The sequence below is a fragment of the Actinopolyspora lacussalsi subsp. righensis genome (assembly GCF_900116555.1).
GTDB classification, from domain to species: domain Bacteria; phylum Actinomycetota; class Actinomycetes; order Mycobacteriales; family Pseudonocardiaceae; genus Actinopolyspora; species Actinopolyspora lacussalsi.
The window spans coordinates 170,026-187,940 of sequence record NZ_FPAT01000006.1; the positions used below are offsets into that span (position 1 = coordinate 170,026).

A 17,915-nucleotide genomic window follows, 5' to 3' on the forward strand; every position below is an offset into this window, starting at 1 on the left:
CAGTCCGGTGGGTTCCCCGACCAGGGCTACGGCCAGCAGCCCCCCGGCTACGGCCAACCCGGATACCCACCGCCGGGAGCGCCGGGCGGTTACCCGCCGGACGCTGCTCCCAGGCAGTTGACCGCCACCCTCCAGCTCGACGACGGTTCCAACCGCTCGTACACCCTGCAGCACGGCAGCAACGTGATCGGGCGTGGGCAGGAAGGCCAGTTCCGGCTGCCGGACACGGGGGTCTCCCGCAAGCACATCGAGATCCAGTGGGACGGCCAGGCGGCGATGCTCGCCGACCTGGGGTCGACGAACGGCACCACGGTCAACGGCACACCGGTGCAGACCTGGCAACTGGCCGATGGCGACGTCATTCGCGTCGGTCACTCGTCCCTGGTTTTCCGGGCTCAGGGCTGAGTCCTGCCCTACCAGCACGAGCCGACCAGCAAGCTAGGAGCGTCCCCAACAAGTGTCCGAGCTGGTGATTCAGCTGACCAGAGCAGGGTTTCTCGCCCTGCTCTGGTTGTTCGTACTCGTAGCGCTGCGTGTGGTGCGCTCCGACCTGCAGTCGGCTTCCGGACTGCGCATGTCGGTTCCGGGAGCGGGCAAGAAGTCCGGCAAGCAGTCACGCCCGAAAACGAAGTCACCACGGCAGCTCGTGGTCACCGGAGGGGCGCTGTCGGGAACCCGAATAACACTGGAGGGGCGTCCCATAATGATCGGTCGCGCCGATGACTCCACACTCGTCCTGGACGACGACTATGCTTCGACTCGACACGCGAAGCTGTCGATACGGGGCCAGGACTGGTACGTGGAAGATCTGGGCTCCACCAACGGCACATACCTCGATCGGACGAAGGTTACGGGGCCAACCAAGGTCCCGCTCGGAGCTCCGATCAAAATCGGCAAAACGGTGATCGAGCTGCGCTCATGACCCTCGTCCTGCACTACGCGGCCCGCAGTGATCGCGGCCTGGTCCGTTCCAACAACCAGGACTCGGTCTACGCCGGCCCCAGACTTCTCGCCCTCGCGGACGGCATGGGCGGCCACGCCGCCGGCGAGGTGGCAAGCAAGGTCGTCATAGCGGCGTTGTCCGCGCTCGACGACGACGAACCCGGTGACGACCTGCTGGGCCAACTGCACGAAGCGATGCTGTCCGGCAACAACGCGATCTCGGAACTGGTCGCCAGCGACCCGGATCTGGACGGCATGGGCACCACGCTGACGGCCATGCTGTTCGCGGGAAGCAAACTCGGCCTGGTCCACATCGGTGATTCCCGGGCGTACCAGGTGCGCAACGGCGAACTCTCCCAGATCACGCACGACGACACCTTCGTGCAGTCGCTGATCGACGAGGGAAGGATCACCGAGGAGGAGGCCGCCAACCACCCGCAGCGCTCGTTGCTGCTGCGCGCGCTGACCGGCCACGAGGTGGAACCCAGCCTCGCGGTACGGGAAGCCAGAGCGGGCGATCGCTACCTGCTGTGCTCGGACGGTCTGTCCAGTGTGGTCAGCGAGGAGACGATAGCCGAGGCACTCGGGATATCCGATCCCCAGCAGTCCGCCGACCGGCTGATCGAGCTCGCCCTCAAGGGCGGTGGGCCGGACAACGTCACCGTGATCGTCGCCGACGTCGTAGACGTCGAATTCGGCGATGACGCGCCGATAGTCGCCGGAGCGGCCGGGTTCGACGACCAGGACCCCCGTCCACAGCCCGACTCGGCCGCGGCTCGCGCCTCTGCTGCCACCCGGAGCCAGCCGACGCCACAGCAGCGGGAATTCGATGCCCCGCCCCCCGATCCACCACGCCGGAGACGCTGGTTACGAGGAATGCTCGTCGGCTTCGGCGTGCTGGTGGTGCTGGCGGGGCTGATCTTCGCGGGGCGCTGGTGGCTGTTCAACCAGTACTACATCGGGGTGAACGGCTCTCAGAAAGTCGCGATCTTCCAGGGTGTGCAGGGCAGTGTGCTGGGGATGAGCATGCACCGGCAGCTGGAACTGTCCTGTCCTCCCGGCGCGGCGGAGGGATGCACACCGATCGAGGTACAGGATCTCAAGGAAGCCCAGCGCGCCGACGTGCGCGACGGGATAACGCAGGTTTCCGATCTCGACGAGGCGCGGGAGACGATCCACCGGCTGCGACTGAGCGCGCTGCTGCCGATCTGCGACGACACGGAGCAGAACTCCGAGAACAACCAGGGCGACACCGGCAACGACGGTTCCGGCAACGACAACGCCCGTAACAACGGTTCCGGCGACGACAACGGACAGCAGTCCCCCGCCACCGGCGCCTCCGCACGGAACGATCCCGCCGACTCCAGCACCGGGCCGAGCGCGACGAACCAGAACTCGCAGTCGTCCAGCGAAGGAACACCGCTGAGTTCTCCCGAACAGGAACCGGGTGTCAACTGCCGGACGGTGAGTTGATGGCAGCCACCTCGACCAACCCGGACAACCGCGAGACCCCGGGCGGACCGGGCACGGGCAAGGGGACAGGCGCCGCGACCACCACACCGACCAGGCGCGGTACGGAGCTGGTGCTGCTGGCATTCGCCGCCGTGGTCGTCACCTGCGCACTTACACTCGTCAATCTCAACCTGGAATCACAGCCCGCGAGCCAGATCCTCTACTACGGGCTGGCTTTCCTCGCGCTGTTCGGACTGGCGCACCTGGCGGTCCGACGTTGGGCCCCTTACGCCGATCCGCTGATCCTGCCGCTGGTCGCGTTCCTCAACGGGCTCGGCCTGGTGCTGATCCACCGGATAGACATCGGCAACGCGGCCGAGGCCGAACGCGCCGGAGAGTCCTTCGGGCCCGCGGCGCCCTCACAGGTGCTCTACACCGCGCTCGGTCTGGTGCTGCTGGCACTGGTGCTGGTGTTCGTCCGGGACCACCGCACGCTGGCCAAGTACAGCTACACCTGCGGCCTGGTGGGCCTGGTGGCACTGGCGCTGCCCGCCGTGCTGCCCAGTATGATCGCGCCGAACATCAACGGGGCCAAGCTCTGGATCAAGCTCGGTCCACTGTCGTTCCAGCCCGCCGAGCTGGCCAAGATCCTGCTGCTGATCTTCTTCGCCTCCTTCCTGGTGTCGAAGCGGGAGCTGTTCACCACGGCGGGACGCAGATTCCTCGGCATCGACCTTCCCCGCGCGCGGGACCTGGCTCCGGTGCTGGTCGCGTGGGCGGCCTCGATCGGGATCGTGGTGCTGGAACGCGATCTGGGAACCTCGCTGCTGTTCTTCGGCATCGTGCTGGTGATGATCTACATCGCCACCGAACGGGCGGTGTGGATCGCGATCGGGCTCTCGTTGTTCGCGGCGGGGTGCCTGGCCGCCTACTCGCTGTTCGGCCACGTGCAGCAGCGGGTCGACGCGTGGCTGAATCCCATGACCAGCGACTCCGGCTACCAGCTGAGCGAAGCGCTGTTCGGCATGGCCACCGGCGGCATCGGCGGTTCCGGCCTCGGCGGCGGACGTCCCGCGATCGTGCCCTACGCCAAGAACGACTTCATTCTCGCGGCCGCGGCCGAGGAGCTGGGGCTGCTCGGGCTCGCCGCGCTGCTGCTGGTGTACCTGTTGCTGACCGCGCGTGGCCTGCGGGCGGCGCTGGCGGTTCGGGACTCCTTCGGCAAGTTGCTGGCAGGCGGGCTGGGGTTCGCGATGCTGCTGCAGGTCTTCGTCATCGCGGGCGGCGTGACCGGTCTGATCCCGCTGACGGGACTGACCACGCCGTTCCTGGCGGCGGGTGGTTCGTCGCTGGTCGGCAACTACGTGCTGGTGGGACTACTGCTTCGGATATCGGACGCCTCCAGACGCCCGCAGCAACCGAGTAAGCCGCAGCCGCAACAACCCCCGATCGCCGAAGCACATACCGAGCTGGTGGAGCGTCCACGATGAACAAGCCACTACGACGAGTGGCCATGGCCATGATGGCGATGATCGTGCTACTGCTGGCCAACGCTACTTATGTGCAGGTCATCAGGGCCGACGCGCTGCGCAATCACTCCGGCAACAGCAGAACGCTGTACCAGCAGTACTCCACGCCGCGCGGTCAGATCATCGCCGACGGCAAGCTGCTGGCCAGTTCCGAGGCCACCGACAGCGAACGGTTCGAGTACAAGCGCGAGTACGCCAACGGACCGGCCTTCGCACCCGCCACCGGCTACTTCTCGTTCGTCTACGGACGCGGCGGGATCGAGCGGGCCGAGAACGAGGTGCTCAGCGGTACCGCCGACTCGCTGGCGCTGAACCGGCTGCAGCGCATGTTCAGCGGTCAGGAGCAGCAGGGCGGCAACGTGGAGCTGACCCTGAACCCCGCCATGCAGCAGACCGCCTACGACCAGCTCGCCGACAGCGGCGTGCGCGGTTCCGTGGTCGCGTTGAACCCGCAGGACGGCTCGATCCTGGCGATGGCCAACTCGCCGTCCTACGACCCGAACCGGCTGGCCAGCCTGTCCTCGGACGAGCAGCAGCAGGCGTGGAACGAGCTCCGCGAGGCACCTGACGACCCCCTGGTCGACCGGGCCACCTCGACGCTGTACCCGCCGGGCTCCACGTTCAAGCTGATCACCGCGGCCGCCGCGCTGGAGACCGGCAAGTACGACTACAACAGCGAGGTGACCGCGAAGTCTTCCATCAAGCTGCCGAAGGTCGACGCCCAGCTGCCCAACTACGGCGGCGCCACGTGCGGGAGTATGCCCACGGCACCGCTGTGGGAAGCGATGGCACGCTCGTGCAACACCGCCTTCGCCGAGGTCGCCGGTGACGTCGGGGAGAAGAAGCTGCGGGAGACCGCGCGGAGCTTCGGGTTCGGCCAGGATCTCGACATCCCGATGGGCGTGGAACCGTCCTCGATCGGCGACATCGAGAACCAGGCGCAGCTCTACCAGAGCGGTATCGGGCAGTTCAACGTGCGCATGACCCCGATGCAGAACGCGATGGTGGCGGCGGCGATCGCCAACGATGGCAAGGTGATGAAGCCGCACCTGGTGGAGAAGACGCTGGCCCCGGACATGTCGGTGCTCGACCGCACCGACTCCGAGGAGCTGGGCCAGGCGGTCTCGCCCGATGTCGCGCACACCATCCGGGACATGATGATCAAGGCCGAGCAGTACGCGGGCGACGAGGGCAAGATCAGCGGCGTGCAGATCGCCTCCAAGACCGGCACCGCCGAGCACGGCGAGGGCAAGGATCCGCACGGCTGGTACGTGGCCTTCGCACCGGCCGAGAACCCGCGGATCGCGGTCGCGGCCGTCGTGGAGGACGGCGGCAACGTGGGGGCCGACGCCACCGGCAGCAAGATCGCCGCACCGGTCGCGCGAGCCGTAATCCGCGCCGGCCTGCAGGGGGGTGGCTGACGGGTGCCCAACTCCGGCCAAACGCTCGCCGAGCGCTACCGGCTCGCCACGCGCATAGCCGTCGGCGGTATGGGCGAGGTGTGGCAGGCCGTGGACGTGCGGTTGGACCGCACGGTCGCGGTCAAGGTCCTCAAACCCGAACTGTGCGGCGACGCCGAGTTCCTGCACCGGTTCCGCACCGAGGCACGCACCACCGCCTCGCTGAACCATCCGGGAATCGCCGCGGTGCACGACTACGGCGAGGCGGCGGCCGTCTCGGACGGGCCGGAGGACACCGCCTACCTGGTGATGGAGCACGTCGAGGGCGAACCCCTCGCCGCCATTCTCGCCAGGGAGGGACGCATCACGGCCGAGCACACGCTGGAGATGCTCGAACAGGCGGGCAACGCGCTGCACGCCGCGCACGAACGCGGTTTGGTGCATCGCGACGTCAAACCGGGAAACATCCTGGTCACACCGAACGGAACCATCAAGCTGACCGACTTCGGCATCGCCAAGGCAGCGGACGCGGCACCGGTGACCCGTTCGGGAATGGTGATGGGGACGGCGCACTACATCTCGCCCGAACAGGCGCTCGGTGGCGAGGCGACCCCGGCCAGCGATGTTTATTCGTTGGCGGTGGTCGGGTACGAGTGCCTGCGTGGCCACCGTCCCTTCCTCTCCGACAACGCCGTGACCGTCGCCATGATGCACATCCGCGACGTGGCGCAGCCGCTGCCGCCGGACGTTCCGCCGGGAGCCCGAGCCCTGATCGAAGCGACCCTGGTGAAGGACCCCCGCAGGCGTTACTCCGAGGGCGGCGAGTTCGCGAACGCGGTGGCCAGCGTGCGGGCGGGCAGACCCCTGCCCACCCCGGTGGCACTGACGGTTCCACAGCAGCCGCCCAACACGCTCGGCCACGCTCCGGTGCAGCAGTATCCGGGACAGCCCACGACGGGACAGCCTTCGACGGGACAGGGGGCAGCGGGCCAGGGTTCAACAGGACAGCACCCTCACGTACCGCAACCGCCGCCCCCACAGCCACCGACCGGAAGTCAGCCACCCCACGGAGGCCAGCAGAACACCCTGCCACCGACCGGGGGACACCTGGCACCCACCACGTACGGCGCCAACCGACCACCGGGAAACCACCCCGCACCACCCGCGGGGGCACCGCATCCGACGGGCAGCACCGTTCCCCCGGGGGTCATCCCGCCACAACCGGCACCACCCCCCGGCATCGCGGGTGGCGGGAACAACGGCCCTGGGCACGACCACCCACTGGGACATCCACTGGGACATCCACTGGGACACCCGGCTTCGCGGCGCCTCCCAGGGCGTCGGACCGCTCTGTTGGTGGTGCTCGGCGTGCTCGTGGTACTGATACTGATCGCCGGTGGTTTCGCGTTGCTGCTGACGTACGATCGTTCGGCAGGCACGCGCGGCGCCGGACAGACCGCCCCGGATGCCACACCGAGTGCCCGCTCGGGCGCCGACAGTCGTGTGAGATTGGCCGATTTCGCCTCTCCGGAGGCATTCAACGGCGGATCGGTACGGCATCCTGAGGGACGGCCTTCGTCGATTCCGAGGCTGGTGGCGGAACGGGCGCCCGGCACGCGGGGAATCGACACACCGCGGCAGTACGCACTGCCACCGCGAATCGAAGGCACCGACACGATCTCGTCGATCGTGGACGAGACGCGTGGAGCCGTTAAGAACGAAGTCGGGGGAACCGCGCACCGCGCCCGGAACCGGTCGGCGACAGCCGTCACGGCTTTCCGGGGCAACTTGATGGGACGCTCGTGGACACAGATCGGGACGACGCAGCGATGAGCTCACCGCGACTTCTCTCCAACCGCTACGAGATCGAGGACGCCCTCGGCTACGGGGGCATGTCCGAGGTACACCGTGGCCGTGACGTCCGGCTCAGCCGGGACGTCGCAGTGAAGGTGCTGCGCGCGGACCTCGCTCGGGATCCCACTTTCCAGTTGCGGTTCCGCAGGGAGGCGCAGAACGCCGCCGCGCTGAACCACCCGGCCATCGTCGCCGTCTACGACACCGGCGAGACCGACTCCGAGAACGGGCCACTGCCGTACATCGTCATGGAGTACGTCAACGGCCGGACGCTTCGGGACATCGTCAAGACCGAGGGCCCCCTGGCACCGCGCCGCGCGATGGAGGTCATGGCCGACGCGTCCGCCGCGCTGGACTTCAGCCACAGGCACGGCATCGTGCACCGCGACGTGAAACCGGCCAACATCATGATCACCGATTCCGGCGCGGTGAAGGTGATGGACTTCGGGATCGCGCGGGCGGTGGCCGACGGGCAGGCGGCCGTCACGCAGACCGCCGCGGTCATCGGCACAGCCCAGTACCTCTCCCCCGAGCAGGCCCGCGGTGAGACCGTGGACGCCCGCAGCGACGTCTACGCGTCGGGCTGCGTGCTCTACGAGCTGCTGTGCGGTGAACCGCCGTTCACCGGTGACTCGCCGGTGGCCGTGGCCTACCAGCACGTCCGGGAACAGCCCGGCAAACCCTCCGACGTCAACCAGCAGGTCCCCGCCGAGCTGGACGCGGTGATCCTCAAGGCGCTGAGCAAGAACCCGGAGAACCGCTACGAGTCGGCGGCCGAGATGCGTACCGACCTGGTGCGGGTGCTCTCCGGTCAACGCCCCAGGGCGCCGCTGGTGATGTCCGAGGAGGAGCAGACCGAACTCACCGCCGGGGAGACCGAAACCACCCGGGTGAGCAACGAACGCGAGCCCCGCACGGCGGCGGCTATGCCGCCGGACTACGACGGCGACGACGAGGATTACGACCGCAGAAGGCGCAGGCGGTGGACGATCGGGCTGGTCACCGCCGCCTGCGTGGCGGTGTTCGCCCTGCTGGCCGGGCTGGCTCTGGTGATGTTCAACGGGGGCGGTTCCGAGGGGCCGAAACAGCTCCGGCTGAATGATCTGACCGGGATGGAGGTTTCGGAGGCCAAGCGGCAGATCAAGGCTGCCGGGTTCGAGAACGTCTCGTACCCGAGTCAACAGTCCGCCGCCAGCGAAGAGGGCACCATCATCAGCCAGACGCCCGGAACCGGGATGTACCCGCCCGACCAGAAGATAGAGCTGATCAAGGGGACCGGCCCCGACTCGGTGAAGGTCCCCGACCTGCGCGGGATGACGATCAGAGAGGCCCGGGCCGCGCTGGAGCAGAAGAACCTGGAGCTCGGGACCCGGCAGGAACGAGAAGTGCAGGACCAGTCGGACGTCGGCAAGATCATCGAACAGGACACCACCGGCCGGACCGAAGCGGACAGCGCGATCAACGTCGTGGTGGGCAAGGCCGTCCCGAAGCAACCGTTGTCCGACGTGACCGGGCTCCAGGTCGAACGGGCCGAACAACTCCTGAGCTCGGCGGGCTTCGACGTTTCGACCACGGAGATCGCCTCGGCCGAGGACCAGGGCACCGTGGTCAGCCAGAGCCCCTCCGGCGGGTCGAGCGTGGCCAAGGGCTCCGAGGTCACGCTCTCCGTCTCGGACGGCTCGCAGATATCGATGCCGGACCTGATCGGCTTCGACGAGTCCGAGGCCAAGTCCGCGCTGCGCGAGGCGGGCTTCAAGGGCACGGTCAGGACCGGTGAGAAGGCCGTTTCCGAATCCTCGAAGGAGGACACGGTGGTGGCCACCTCCCCCTCGGCCGACTCGAAGCTGGACCGCAACGGTGAGGTGACGCTGCGGATCGGCGTCGAGCAGAGCGAGGAGAACCCCACCGAGACGTCGAGCACGGATTCTCCCGGGGGAGGCATCTTCGACTGATCGGCGCGGCCCCGGGGCCCGTCACGGGTTGGAACCACCGTCCCGGACGAATCGCACACGTCCGGGACCTGGCAACACCCGTGATGTCTCGTGTCAGGCCACCCAGGTTTCGGGTCGGCCCCGGGGTCGGGTGGGTCCCGGCTGACGGTCAGCGCAGCGCGTTCGCGGCGAGCTCCCGCATGCCGCGTTCCAGCTCCTCGACCAGGTCCCAGTCCGGCGCGCACCCGGCGAGGTCCATCCAGTTGGCCAGCATGCGGTGCCCGCCCTCGGTCAGCACCGACTCGGGGTGGAACTGCACGCCCTCCAACGGCAACTCACGGTGCCGTAGCCCCATCACCACCCCGTCGGCGGTGCGTGCGGTGACGTCGAGCTCAGCGGGCACGCTGTCCGGGCGCAGTGTCAACGAGTGGTAGCGAGTCGCCACGAGCGGATGCGGCAACCCGGCGAACACACCGGCTTCGCCGTGCTCGATCTCGCTGGTCTTGCCGTGCAGCAGCTCCGGCGCCCGCTCGACGACGCCCCCCAGTGCGGCCCCCAACGCCTGGTGGCCGAGGCACACCCCCAGCAGCGGCCTGCTCTCGCGCACGCAACCGGTGACGAGTTCCAGGGAACGCCCGGCACCCTCGGGTTTGCCCGGCCCGGGACTGAGCAGCACACCGTCGGACCATCGGACGTCCTCGTCGGTCACGACGTCGTTGCGGCGAACCACGCACTCCACCCCGAGCTGAGCGAGGTACTGCACGAGGTTGTAGACGAAGCTGTCGTAGTTGTCGACCACCAGAACCCGCACGCCGGTCAGCCTACTTCGCCGGCCCCGTGTGCGGCGAGCCCCGGGAGGACTCCGCCCCGGGACGTGTCACCCGAATCACCCGATTCGCCCGCTGTACTGCGAAGACGCGGCGAGTCGCTCGTGATGGGCGACGAGGATGCGATAGCCTCCGCGTCTCGTGGACACGCCTAGTTCCTCGGCGCCGGGACCAGCGGTGGCGCCGTGACGACCAGCGGGAGACCGAACGGGATGCTGATCGCCGTGGTGCGGCGGCCGGCGGCATTGCTGCGACTGTTCCTCCGGGCCAGCCACCCGGCCAGGATGGTGGTCATCGGCTTCGCACTGGCCGTGCTCGTGGGAGCCGGACTGCTGATGCTGCCGGTCTCGACGGAGCAGGGCGGTACGACGGACTGGGTGACCGCGCTGTTCACCGCGACCTCGGCGGTGTGCGTGACCGGCCTGGTGGTGGTCGACACCGCCGCGCACTGGTCCACCTTCGGCGAAGTGGTGATCCTCGGGCTCATCCAGGTGGGCGGCCTCGGCATCATGACGCTGGCTTCCCTGCTGGGCATGCTCGTGGTGCGCAGGCTGGGACTGCGAATGCGCCGCAGCGCCCAGACCGAGACGAAGAGCCTCGGCCTCGGTGACGTCCGCTCGGTGATCGCGGGAGTGATCACGCTGAGCCTCGCGATGGAGGCGATCACCGCGCTCGCGCTGACCCTCCGGTTCGTGCTCGGGTACGGCCAATCGTGGGGGGAGGGCGCCTACTTCGGGGTGTTCCACGCCGTCTCCGCGTTCAACAACGCCGGATTCGCGCTTTACCCCGACAGCCTGCAGCGCTACGCCACCGATCCGCTGGTGTGCCTGCCGGTGCTGTTCGCCGTCGTGGTCGGCGGACTGGGATTCCCGGTGCTGTTCGAGATCGGCCGCAGGCTGCGCGGCAAACGACGCCGCTGGTCGCTGCACGCGCGGGTGACGCTGCTGGCCTACTCCGCACTGCTGGTGGTCGGCGTGCTGGCCTTCGGCGCGTTCGAGTGGAACAATCCGGAGACCCTGGGGCCGCTGAGCGCCGGGAGCAAACTGCTGGTCGGGCTGTTCCACGGCATAACCCCCCGCACCGCCGGGTTCACCACCGTGGACATCGGCGAGATCAACCCGACCACGATGCTGGTCAACGACGTGCTCATGTTCGTCGGCGGCGGCAGCGCGGGCACCGCGGGCGGTATCAAGGTCACCACCTTCGCGCTGCTGGCGTTCGTGATATTCACCGAGGTGCGGGGCGAGGCGCAGGTGCACGTGCTGGGACGCAAACTACCGGTGGGGCTGCAGCGCCAGGCGCTTACCGTGGTGTTGGTGGCGGTGGGCATGGTGTTCACCGCGACGCTGCTGCTGCTCGTCATCACGCCCTTCGAACTGGACGTGACCCTGTTCGAATCGATCTCGGCCTTCGGTACCGTCGGTCTCTCCACCGGCATCACCGAACAGCTGCCGCGAGCGGGTGAGCTCGTACTGATCGTGCTGATGTTCACCGGCAGGCTGGGCCCGATCACCATGGCCTCCGCTCTGGCGTTGCGGGAGCGTGGCCGCCGTTACGACTTGCCGGAGGAGCGACCGATCGTTGGGTAGACAGAGTCACGGTGCACGCCCGTCCCGCGTGGTGGTGATCGGGCTGGGCCGCTTCGGCGGTTCGCTCGCGATGGAGCTCGTCGAGGGCGGTTCGGAGGTACTCGCGCTGGACAACCGGCCCTACCTGGTGCAGCAGTTCTCGGACGTGGTCACCCACGCGGCGGTGGCCGACACCACCGACCCCGAGGTGCTGCGCCAACTCGACGTGCCCGACTTCCGGCGTGCCGTGGTGGCGATCGGGGACGACCTGGAGGCCAGCATCCTGACCACCTCACTGCTGGCCGACTTCGAGATCCCCCACATCTGGGCGAAGGCGATCAGCAGGCAGCACGGCCGCATTCTCGAACGGGTCGGGGCCCACCGAGTCGTCCTACCGGAGCACGACATGGGTGAACGGGTGGCACACCTGGTGACCGGCCGGATGCTGGACTACATCCAGTTCGAGGACGACTACGCGATCGTCAAGACCCGCGCCCCCGCGGCGGCGGTGGAACGCCCGCTGAGCGAGACCAAGGTGCGCAGCAAGTACGGGGTGACGGTGGTGGGGATCAAGCGTCCCGGCGAGGGGTTCACCTACGCCACGCAGGAAACCGTGCTGCATCACGGCGACATCCTGATCGTGTCCGGCCGGTCCAACGACGTCGAGCGGTTCGCCGACCTAACTTAGTGGAACTCTGGCTGCCCTCCCTTGACACCGTGGCCGGGTAGCGGAACCTCCGGCACGACTCTCGCTGCGGTGCCCCGACATCGGGTAGGTAAGGCCGGAGTGGTCCGACACCGAGAGCGCGGGCCGGAACGGGTGGCGGGGCCACTGATTCCCGCGAGGGTTCATTCCAGGGTGGGGTCGCCGAACGGCAGCAGCGGCTCGACCGCGGGAAAGACCACGAACAGCAGCAGCGCGATCACCCCGGCCACCAGCAGCAGCGCCGTGACGGCCCGCACCGCGAGCGGCCCGGGCAGCCGGCGCCAGATCCATGCGTACATTCCACAACCCGCTCTCGTGTCGCGGTGCTCAGCCGCCCAGTTCCGGCGGCCGGAGATCCGGTCGGTCCGCCACCTTCGGATAACGCTTGGTCAGTACGCCGTGCACGATCATCCGCTTCTCGGCCGAGTAGCGCGGATGACAGGTGGTGAGCGTGATCAGCCTGCTGCGCCACTGCTCGGGCACCGTTCCACGGGACACGCCGGGCACGGGGTGGATGACCTCGCGACGTTGTGGCTCGACGATGTTCCTGCCGAAGACGTCGCGGTAGGGCCCTCCGATCGGTGCCGCACCGGCACAGCGTTCCGGAGCGGTTTCCGGGTCCCAGTCGGCGGCCTCGCCCCGCAGCGGGAGCACGCGGTAGACGTACCACTCGGTGGCAGTTTCGACGACCATCGCGTCGCAGGAGCCGAGCCGGTCGAGATCCCCGAACGGGGCCATGCGTCCGGAGCGGTGCCCGGCGAGGGCGAAGTTGCCCCGCTCCCCGGGAAGGGCCGTGCCGGTGTAGTGCCCCGGCCCGGCGGCCAGGGTGTCCTGGTCGGTGCCCTCCAGGACGGTGAACGGGAAGCCCGATCCGAGTGCCGGTACGTAGAGCCGGGCGAAGCCACGCCCGGGGATGGGCTCCGGTGCCCGGTCCTCGGGGGAGACCTCCTGCCAACGATCACTCAACCGCTGCGTGGCATCGGCCTGCTGGCGTGCCGAGAACCAGCTGGTCACCTGCACCTCGTAGAACACGAACAGCAGCACCACCAGCCCCAGTGTGATGAGCCCCTCCCCGAATCCGCGCAGCACCGCGCGCAGCCGACCCGGCCGTCGCTCCGGCGGCGGTGCCTGCGGCGGCGTGTCGAGACTCACCATGACGTCCTCACCGACCCCGATCGAGGGATATCGACAGCAGCATACGGGTTGTTCGGAAAATCGGGATATTGCGTTAACGTGTGAGTGGAGACAAGTCGCCTCGGGGCGGTTCGCCCGCCGCCGGTCGCCGGGCACCGACGGTGCCGGTCCGGTCGAACGTGCGGATCACCTCGCTGGGCGGCGTGTGGAACGTGTCGAGGAAGGTCCGTCTCACCGGGCGAGCAGCACGGTCGGGGCGGCCGAACCCACCTGGCGAGGACACCATGCCCAAGTCAAAGGTCCGCAAGAAGACCTCCTCACCCCCGCCAGTAGATCGCCGCACACCGGTGAAGGCGAAGTCAGCCGGACCCTCCCACCCCATCTACGTCGGCGTGATGCTCGGCATGATGGTGCTGGGCCTGCTGTGGCTGGTGGTCAACTATCTGGCGGGCCCCAAGATCCCGTTCATGGCCGATCTCGGGCCGTGGAACTTCGCCGTCGGCTTCGGGTTCATAATCATCGGGTTGTTGATGACCATGAAATGGCGGTGAGAGCTGTCCGGGCCGGGACGCCGAATAACACGAATGTAAGTCATCCCCATGTGGACAACTCCTGTGGACAACTTCGTTCGGATAGCCGTTGAGCTGCGATGACGACTCCGGCGTTCCCGGCGCGGCGCAATCCCGAATCTGGTCCACACCGGTAGGCGCGCTGGTGCTCTGCTGGGTGGTGGCCGCGGGACTGGTACCCGTGGTGTGGCTGGCCGGGAGCAGCCTCGACCGCGTCTTCCTCGGCGCCGCCCTGGCGGTGGTCGTGGTGGTCGCGGGATGTCTGACCTACCTGCGTCCCAGGCTTCGTGCCGACCCCGACGGGATAACCGTGCGCACGCTCGGTGGCAGCCACCGCTGGCCCTGGGCACGGCTCTCGTACCGCGTCACCACCAGCAGCCGGTTCGGTCGCACCGTACCGATGCTGGAGATCGAGGTTCCCGAAGCGGATCTGACCGGTGGACTGCTGCTGTTGGGGCGGTTCGATCTGGGCGCGGAACCGGCCGAGGTGGCCGAGTACCTCGAGACGCTGCGGCGCTGAGAAACACGGCGGCGCTGATAACCCCGCGGCACTGAAACTTCCGGGGTGATGTCGCGGGACACTCCGAAGCCACACCCACGAGGGGAATCCACACCCACGAGGACCGTGAAGCGGCGCTCGGCGTCCCACGAACTCACACGGCTCCCGGTGCGGACGAGTCCCGGTGCGGCGGGAGTTCGGATCAGTCCGTCCGCACGCAGAGCTCCCTGCCCTGCAGCACGTCGCACACGGTGCCGCCGAGCATCGCGTCGCGGGTGAGCATCGCGGCCACGATCACCAGGAACACCGCGACCAGTCCTCCGGCCTGCCAGCGGTTGCGGCGCGCGGCGGGCGCGTACAGCAGCGCGGCGGTGGACACCGCACCCAGCACGAGTCCACCGAGGTGCCCGAACAGCGAGATGTTCGGGATGGTGACGGTAAGCACCACGTTGAGCCCGATCACGAGCAGGATGGGCCTTATGTTCAGCTTCAGGCGCCATGCGGCCACCGCCAGCCCGCCGAACAACCCGTACAACGCGGCCGAGGCACCGGCCGTCCGCGTGAACGGCGCGTCGAACAGGAAGACGAACATGCTGCCGCCGAGCAGCGAGAGCAGGTAGACGGCGGAGAACCGGAGCCTGCCGAGCAACAACTCCAGATCACGACCGACCACCCACAGCGCGATCATGTTGATCAGCAGGTGAATCAGCCCGAAGTGCAGGAAGGCCGAGGTGAAGACCCGCCACCACTGTTCCCCCGCCACCTGTGCGGGCATCAACCACCACGCCTGGAACAGCGGGGCGGAGCTGTTGGCGGCTGCCGAACCAGCCTGGACCGCGGTGAGCACGTAGAGCAGCACGTTCACCGCGATCAACCCGGGAACCAACACGGGTTTGCTCCGCAGCGGAGCCCCCGCCACGGTCACCGGCTGGCGAACGCCGCGCTGTCCCTGCTTGACGCAGTCCACGCAGTGCTGCCCCACCGAGGCGTCCCGCAGGCACTCCGGGCAAGCGGGGCGCCCGCAACGCGTGCAGCTCAGCCCGGTCTGCCGGTCCGGGTGACGCGGACACGTCGGCATGCCCTGGGGACTGTTCGGGTCCCCGCCCTGTCCGGGTGGAACGTTCACCTCGATCCCCGCTCCACGTGCGAGGCGCGCGACCGGCACCGGCCGCGTCGCCACGGCTCAGGCTTCGGCGGTCTCGCCACGTTCGATGGTCACCTTCTCGATGACGATGTCGTTGACAGGACGATCGCCCTGACCGGTGGCGGTGTTGGCGATCTCGTCCACCACGTTACGCGATTCCTGGTCGGCGACCTCGCCGAAGATGGTGTGCTTGTAGTTCAACCACGTGGTCGGCGCGACCGAGATGAAGAACTGCGAGCCGTTGGTGTTCGGCCCCGCGTTGGCCATGGCCAACAGGTACGGCCGGTTGAACTGCAACTCGGGGTGGAACTCGTCGGAGAACGTGTAACCGGGGCCACCACGACCGGTACCGGTCGGATCCCCGGTCTGGATCATGAAACCATCGATGACCCGGTGAAAGATCACACCGTCGTAGAACGGGCCGGACCGTTCACCCCGCGCGTTGGGCTCCGTGTAGTCCGCCGTCCCCTCCGCGAGCCCGACGAAGTTGGACACGGTCTTTGGAGCCTGGTTCGGGAACAACTCGACTCGAATATTGCCCTGCGTAGTATGCAGGGTCGCGGTCACCGTCGTTCCCACGAGCGATCCGTTGTCTGCCACCACCTCATCCTCGCATCGACGAGCGTACGAACCGCCACAGGGTGCAGTATGGGGTTTGATCGTCAAGGAGTGCGCGGTACCCGGTGAACGCGAAGCGAGCACCGGGTCCACAGCTCGCTGATCACGGCGGTAATCCCGCGAAAGCCGGACGATCAGCGGTGCCACCCGGGCGAGGAGTCCGGCAGGGCCCAGGAATAGGAGGCAACAGCATGGACGAGGTCAAAGCGATGTCCCGCGCCGGCGAGAACGTGGGCAGGGCCGTCGGCACCGGAGTGAAGGGCGCCAAGCACGGGGCGGTCAAGGCCCGCACCGTGGGATCGAAGGTGTCCAAGCAGGCCGCGGCACTGGCCGAACAGGAGCTGGCCGCACGCGGCATCTCCACGGACGACCTGCAGGAACGCATCGCGCAGCGGGCCACCGGAATGTCCCGCAAGGAACTCACCAAACGCGGCAAGAAGGCCCGCAAGGCGTGGGACAAGCGGACCGCCAAGCAGCGCAAACAGCTCGCCAAGAGCGCCGAGGTCGCGCGCAAGGAGCTTGCGGGGCGGATCGATCCGGGCAAGCCCAAGCGGCGCAAGTGGCCGTGGGTGGTGCTGATCCTCGCCGGAACCGCGGCAGCGGCGGCAGCCGCCCTCTCGCGCCGTCCCGAGGAACTGCCGATCGACGACGGGCAGTTCCCCCCGAACGAGCCGCAGGGCCAGAGCCCCGCGTCGACCGAGAACGGACAGGTTTCGGACAAGCAGCCGCACCAGGGGTCGCAGAATCACTGACCGACGGTGAACGACAGCGGATGTGGGGGCCGGTGGATCTCGTACCGGCCCCCACGCCGCTAACCCTGGGCGATTCGTCGGAGCGATTTGTCAGGGTGGCTCGGCAGAGTACGCGTATGGCCGAGCCCGAGATCGACACGCGCTTCGAGCTGCACGCCGCCGTACACATCGACGCCGCTCCCCACACCGTCTACGACACCGTCAGCGACATCACCCGCATGGGCGAGTGGAGCCCCCGAGAACACCGGTGGGGAATGGCTCACCGACCCACCCGGACAGGCCGGAGCCCGCTTCCACGGCCACAACAGGGACGAGCGGCGCGACTGGACCACCGAGTGCGAGGTCCTGGAGGCCGACCGCCCCCGTCTGTTCTCGTGGTGCGTCCACAGCAGTGTGAACGCGGCCGACACCTCGATCTGGTCGTTCGAGATCACTCCTGCCGAGGGCGGTTGTCTGCTGACCCAGCGGTACGTGATGAGTGAACTCCGCCACGGGCTGCGGGTCCAGCTCGCCGAGCTCTCCGAGCAGCAGGCGGCGCTGTTCTTGGCCCGCCGCAGGTCGCGACTGGAGGGCGGGATGCGCCACACCGTCCGCGCCGTGAAGCGAACCGTCGAGCAGGCACACGGCCGCGCCGCGACCGACTGAAGTACCCCGGCACGACGCCCGGTGCGGAGCGGAGACCGGGCTGTCCGACGCACCGACAGGCTTTCCGGCCACCAGCGGCCGCGCCGCGGTTTCCCGAACCGGTCATAACGACCGGGTAGCGGAACGAAATCGGACGGATCTAGTCACGTCACGAGCGGGCGGACCGTGCGTCCCACGGACAACGGACGGCAACGGGGAGCCCCGGCGCCGAGGGCACGCGTCCGTGAGCACCGCCCGGTCATCGGCGTTCACGGGGGAGGGATCGGGCGGTGCACCGGGGCCCGAACCGGGGAAGTTCGGGCCCCTCCCCACAACGACGACAACGCGACAACCGAGCGGAACGAT

General features: G+C 68.2%; 18 protein-coding genes. 13 read left to right on the forward strand and 5 right to left on the reverse strand.

Translation table 11 applies throughout. From position 1 onward, the window contains the following. The 7 genes from BM394_RS12940 to pknB all read left to right on the forward strand — a co-directional run. Positions 1-405 (forward strand): FHA domain-containing protein (locus BM394_RS12940; RefSeq protein WP_139235221.1); only part of this gene is annotated, 405 nt, incomplete at its 5' end. A gap of 52 nt (positions 406-457) precedes the next feature. Further along, positions 458-922, forward strand: a complete 465-nt coding sequence (locus BM394_RS12945) for an FHA domain-containing protein FhaB/FipA (RefSeq protein ID WP_092925187.1) — start codon at positions 458-460, stop codon at positions 920-922. Then, entirely contained in the window at positions 919-2,415 is a 1,497-nt protein-coding gene (locus BM394_RS12950) for a PP2C family protein-serine/threonine phosphatase (RefSeq protein ID WP_092978101.1), read from the forward strand. The genes BM394_RS12945 and BM394_RS12950 overlap by 4 nt, the downstream gene beginning before the upstream one ends. Next, on the forward strand, positions 2,415-3,884 hold the full coding sequence (locus tag BM394_RS12955) for an FtsW/RodA/SpoVE family cell cycle protein (RefSeq protein WP_092978103.1): 1,470 nt from the start codon (positions 2,415-2,417) through the stop codon (positions 3,882-3,884). The genes BM394_RS12950 and BM394_RS12955 overlap by 1 nt, the downstream gene beginning before the upstream one ends. Beyond that, entirely contained in the window at positions 3,881-5,344 is a 1,464-nt protein-coding gene (locus tag BM394_RS12960) for a peptidoglycan D,D-transpeptidase FtsI family protein (protein WP_092978105.1), read from the forward strand. Before BM394_RS12955 ends, BM394_RS12960 begins: the two co-directional genes overlap by 4 nt. Before the next feature lie 3 nt (positions 5,345-5,347). Beyond that, on the forward strand, positions 5,348-7,156 hold the full coding sequence (locus BM394_RS23520; RefSeq protein ID WP_092978107.1) for a serine/threonine-protein kinase: 1,809 nt from the start codon (positions 5,348-5,350) through the stop codon (positions 7,154-7,156). After that, positions 7,153-9,129 carry a Stk1 family PASTA domain-containing Ser/Thr kinase gene (gene pknB, locus BM394_RS12970; RefSeq protein WP_092978110.1) on the forward strand — a complete coding sequence of 659 codons (1,977 nt, stop codon included), beginning with the start codon at positions 7,153-7,155 and terminating at the stop codon, positions 9,127-9,129. The genes BM394_RS23520 and pknB overlap by 4 nt, the downstream gene beginning before the upstream one ends. Positions 9,130-9,277: 148 nt before the next feature. Here pknB and BM394_RS12975 read toward each other — a convergent pair whose 3' ends face one another. Continuing rightward, complete coding sequence (locus BM394_RS12975; RefSeq protein ID WP_092978112.1) at positions 9,278-9,919, reverse strand: aminodeoxychorismate/anthranilate synthase component II; 642 nt, start codon at positions 9,917-9,919, stop codon at positions 9,278-9,280. Positions 9,920-10,147: 228 nt separating this feature from the next. Here BM394_RS12975 and BM394_RS12980 point away from each other — a divergent pair, with 228 nt between their 5' ends. Continuing rightward, positions 10,148-11,524 carry a TrkH family potassium uptake protein gene (locus BM394_RS12980; RefSeq protein ID WP_092978115.1) on the forward strand — a complete coding sequence of 459 codons (1,377 nt, stop codon included), beginning with the start codon at positions 10,148-10,150 and terminating at the stop codon, positions 11,522-11,524. Positions 11,525-11,552: 28 nt separating this feature from the next. Beyond that, positions 11,553-12,191: an NAD-binding protein gene (locus tag BM394_RS12985; RefSeq protein WP_092978117.1), complete on the forward strand. Its 639-nt coding sequence runs from the start codon at positions 11,553-11,555 to the stop codon at positions 12,189-12,191. Between the two features lie 161 nt (positions 12,192-12,352). On the opposite strand, the gene BM394_RS22825 is transcribed toward BM394_RS12985, so the two are convergent. Together BM394_RS22825 and BM394_RS12995 are read right to left on the reverse strand one after the other, a co-directional pair. Next, complete coding sequence (locus BM394_RS22825) at positions 12,353-12,508, reverse strand: hypothetical protein (protein ID WP_092978119.1); 156 nt, start codon at positions 12,506-12,508, stop codon at positions 12,353-12,355. A 28-nt stretch (positions 12,509-12,536) separates the two neighbouring features. Next, entirely contained in the window at positions 12,537-13,361 is an 825-nt protein-coding gene (locus BM394_RS12995; RefSeq protein ID WP_245780165.1) for a class E sortase, read from the reverse strand. Between the two features lie 266 nt (positions 13,362-13,627). Here BM394_RS12995 and crgA point away from each other — a divergent pair, with 266 nt between their 5' ends. Both crgA and BM394_RS13005 read left to right on the forward strand, forming a co-directional pair. Continuing rightward, positions 13,628-13,894: a cell division protein CrgA gene (gene crgA, locus BM394_RS13000; protein ID WP_092978355.1), complete on the forward strand. Its 267-nt coding sequence runs from the start codon at positions 13,628-13,630 to the stop codon at positions 13,892-13,894. 88 nt (positions 13,895-13,982) lie between these two features. After that, positions 13,983-14,432: a PH domain-containing protein gene (locus BM394_RS13005; protein WP_092978123.1), complete on the forward strand. Its 450-nt coding sequence runs from the start codon at positions 13,983-13,985 to the stop codon at positions 14,430-14,432. 181 nt (positions 14,433-14,613) lie between these two features. Here the strand turns inward: BM394_RS13005 and BM394_RS13010 are convergent, their stop codons facing one another. Continuing rightward, positions 14,614-15,537 (reverse strand): rhomboid family intramembrane serine protease, encoded by a 924-nt coding sequence (locus BM394_RS13010; RefSeq protein ID WP_217643488.1) that lies wholly within the window; start codon positions 15,535-15,537, stop codon positions 14,614-14,616. A gap of 57 nt (positions 15,538-15,594) precedes the next feature. Beyond that, a complete protein-coding gene (locus BM394_RS13015; RefSeq protein ID WP_175530086.1) occupies positions 15,595-16,158 on the reverse strand; it encodes a peptidylprolyl isomerase in 564 nt (187 codons plus the stop codon). Between the two features lie 206 nt (positions 16,159-16,364). On the opposite strand from BM394_RS13015, the gene BM394_RS13020 reads away from it, so the two are divergent. Both BM394_RS13020 and BM394_RS23935 read left to right on the forward strand, forming a co-directional pair. Then, positions 16,365-16,925, forward strand: coding sequence for a hypothetical protein (locus tag BM394_RS13020; RefSeq protein WP_092978125.1), 561 nt, complete (start codon positions 16,365-16,367; stop codon positions 16,923-16,925). Between the two features lie 87 nt (positions 16,926-17,012). Further along, positions 17,013-17,570, forward strand: a complete 558-nt coding sequence (locus tag BM394_RS23935) for an SRPBCC family protein (protein ID WP_175530087.1) — start codon at positions 17,013-17,015, stop codon at positions 17,568-17,570. Positions 17,571-17,915 lie beyond the last annotated feature (345 nt).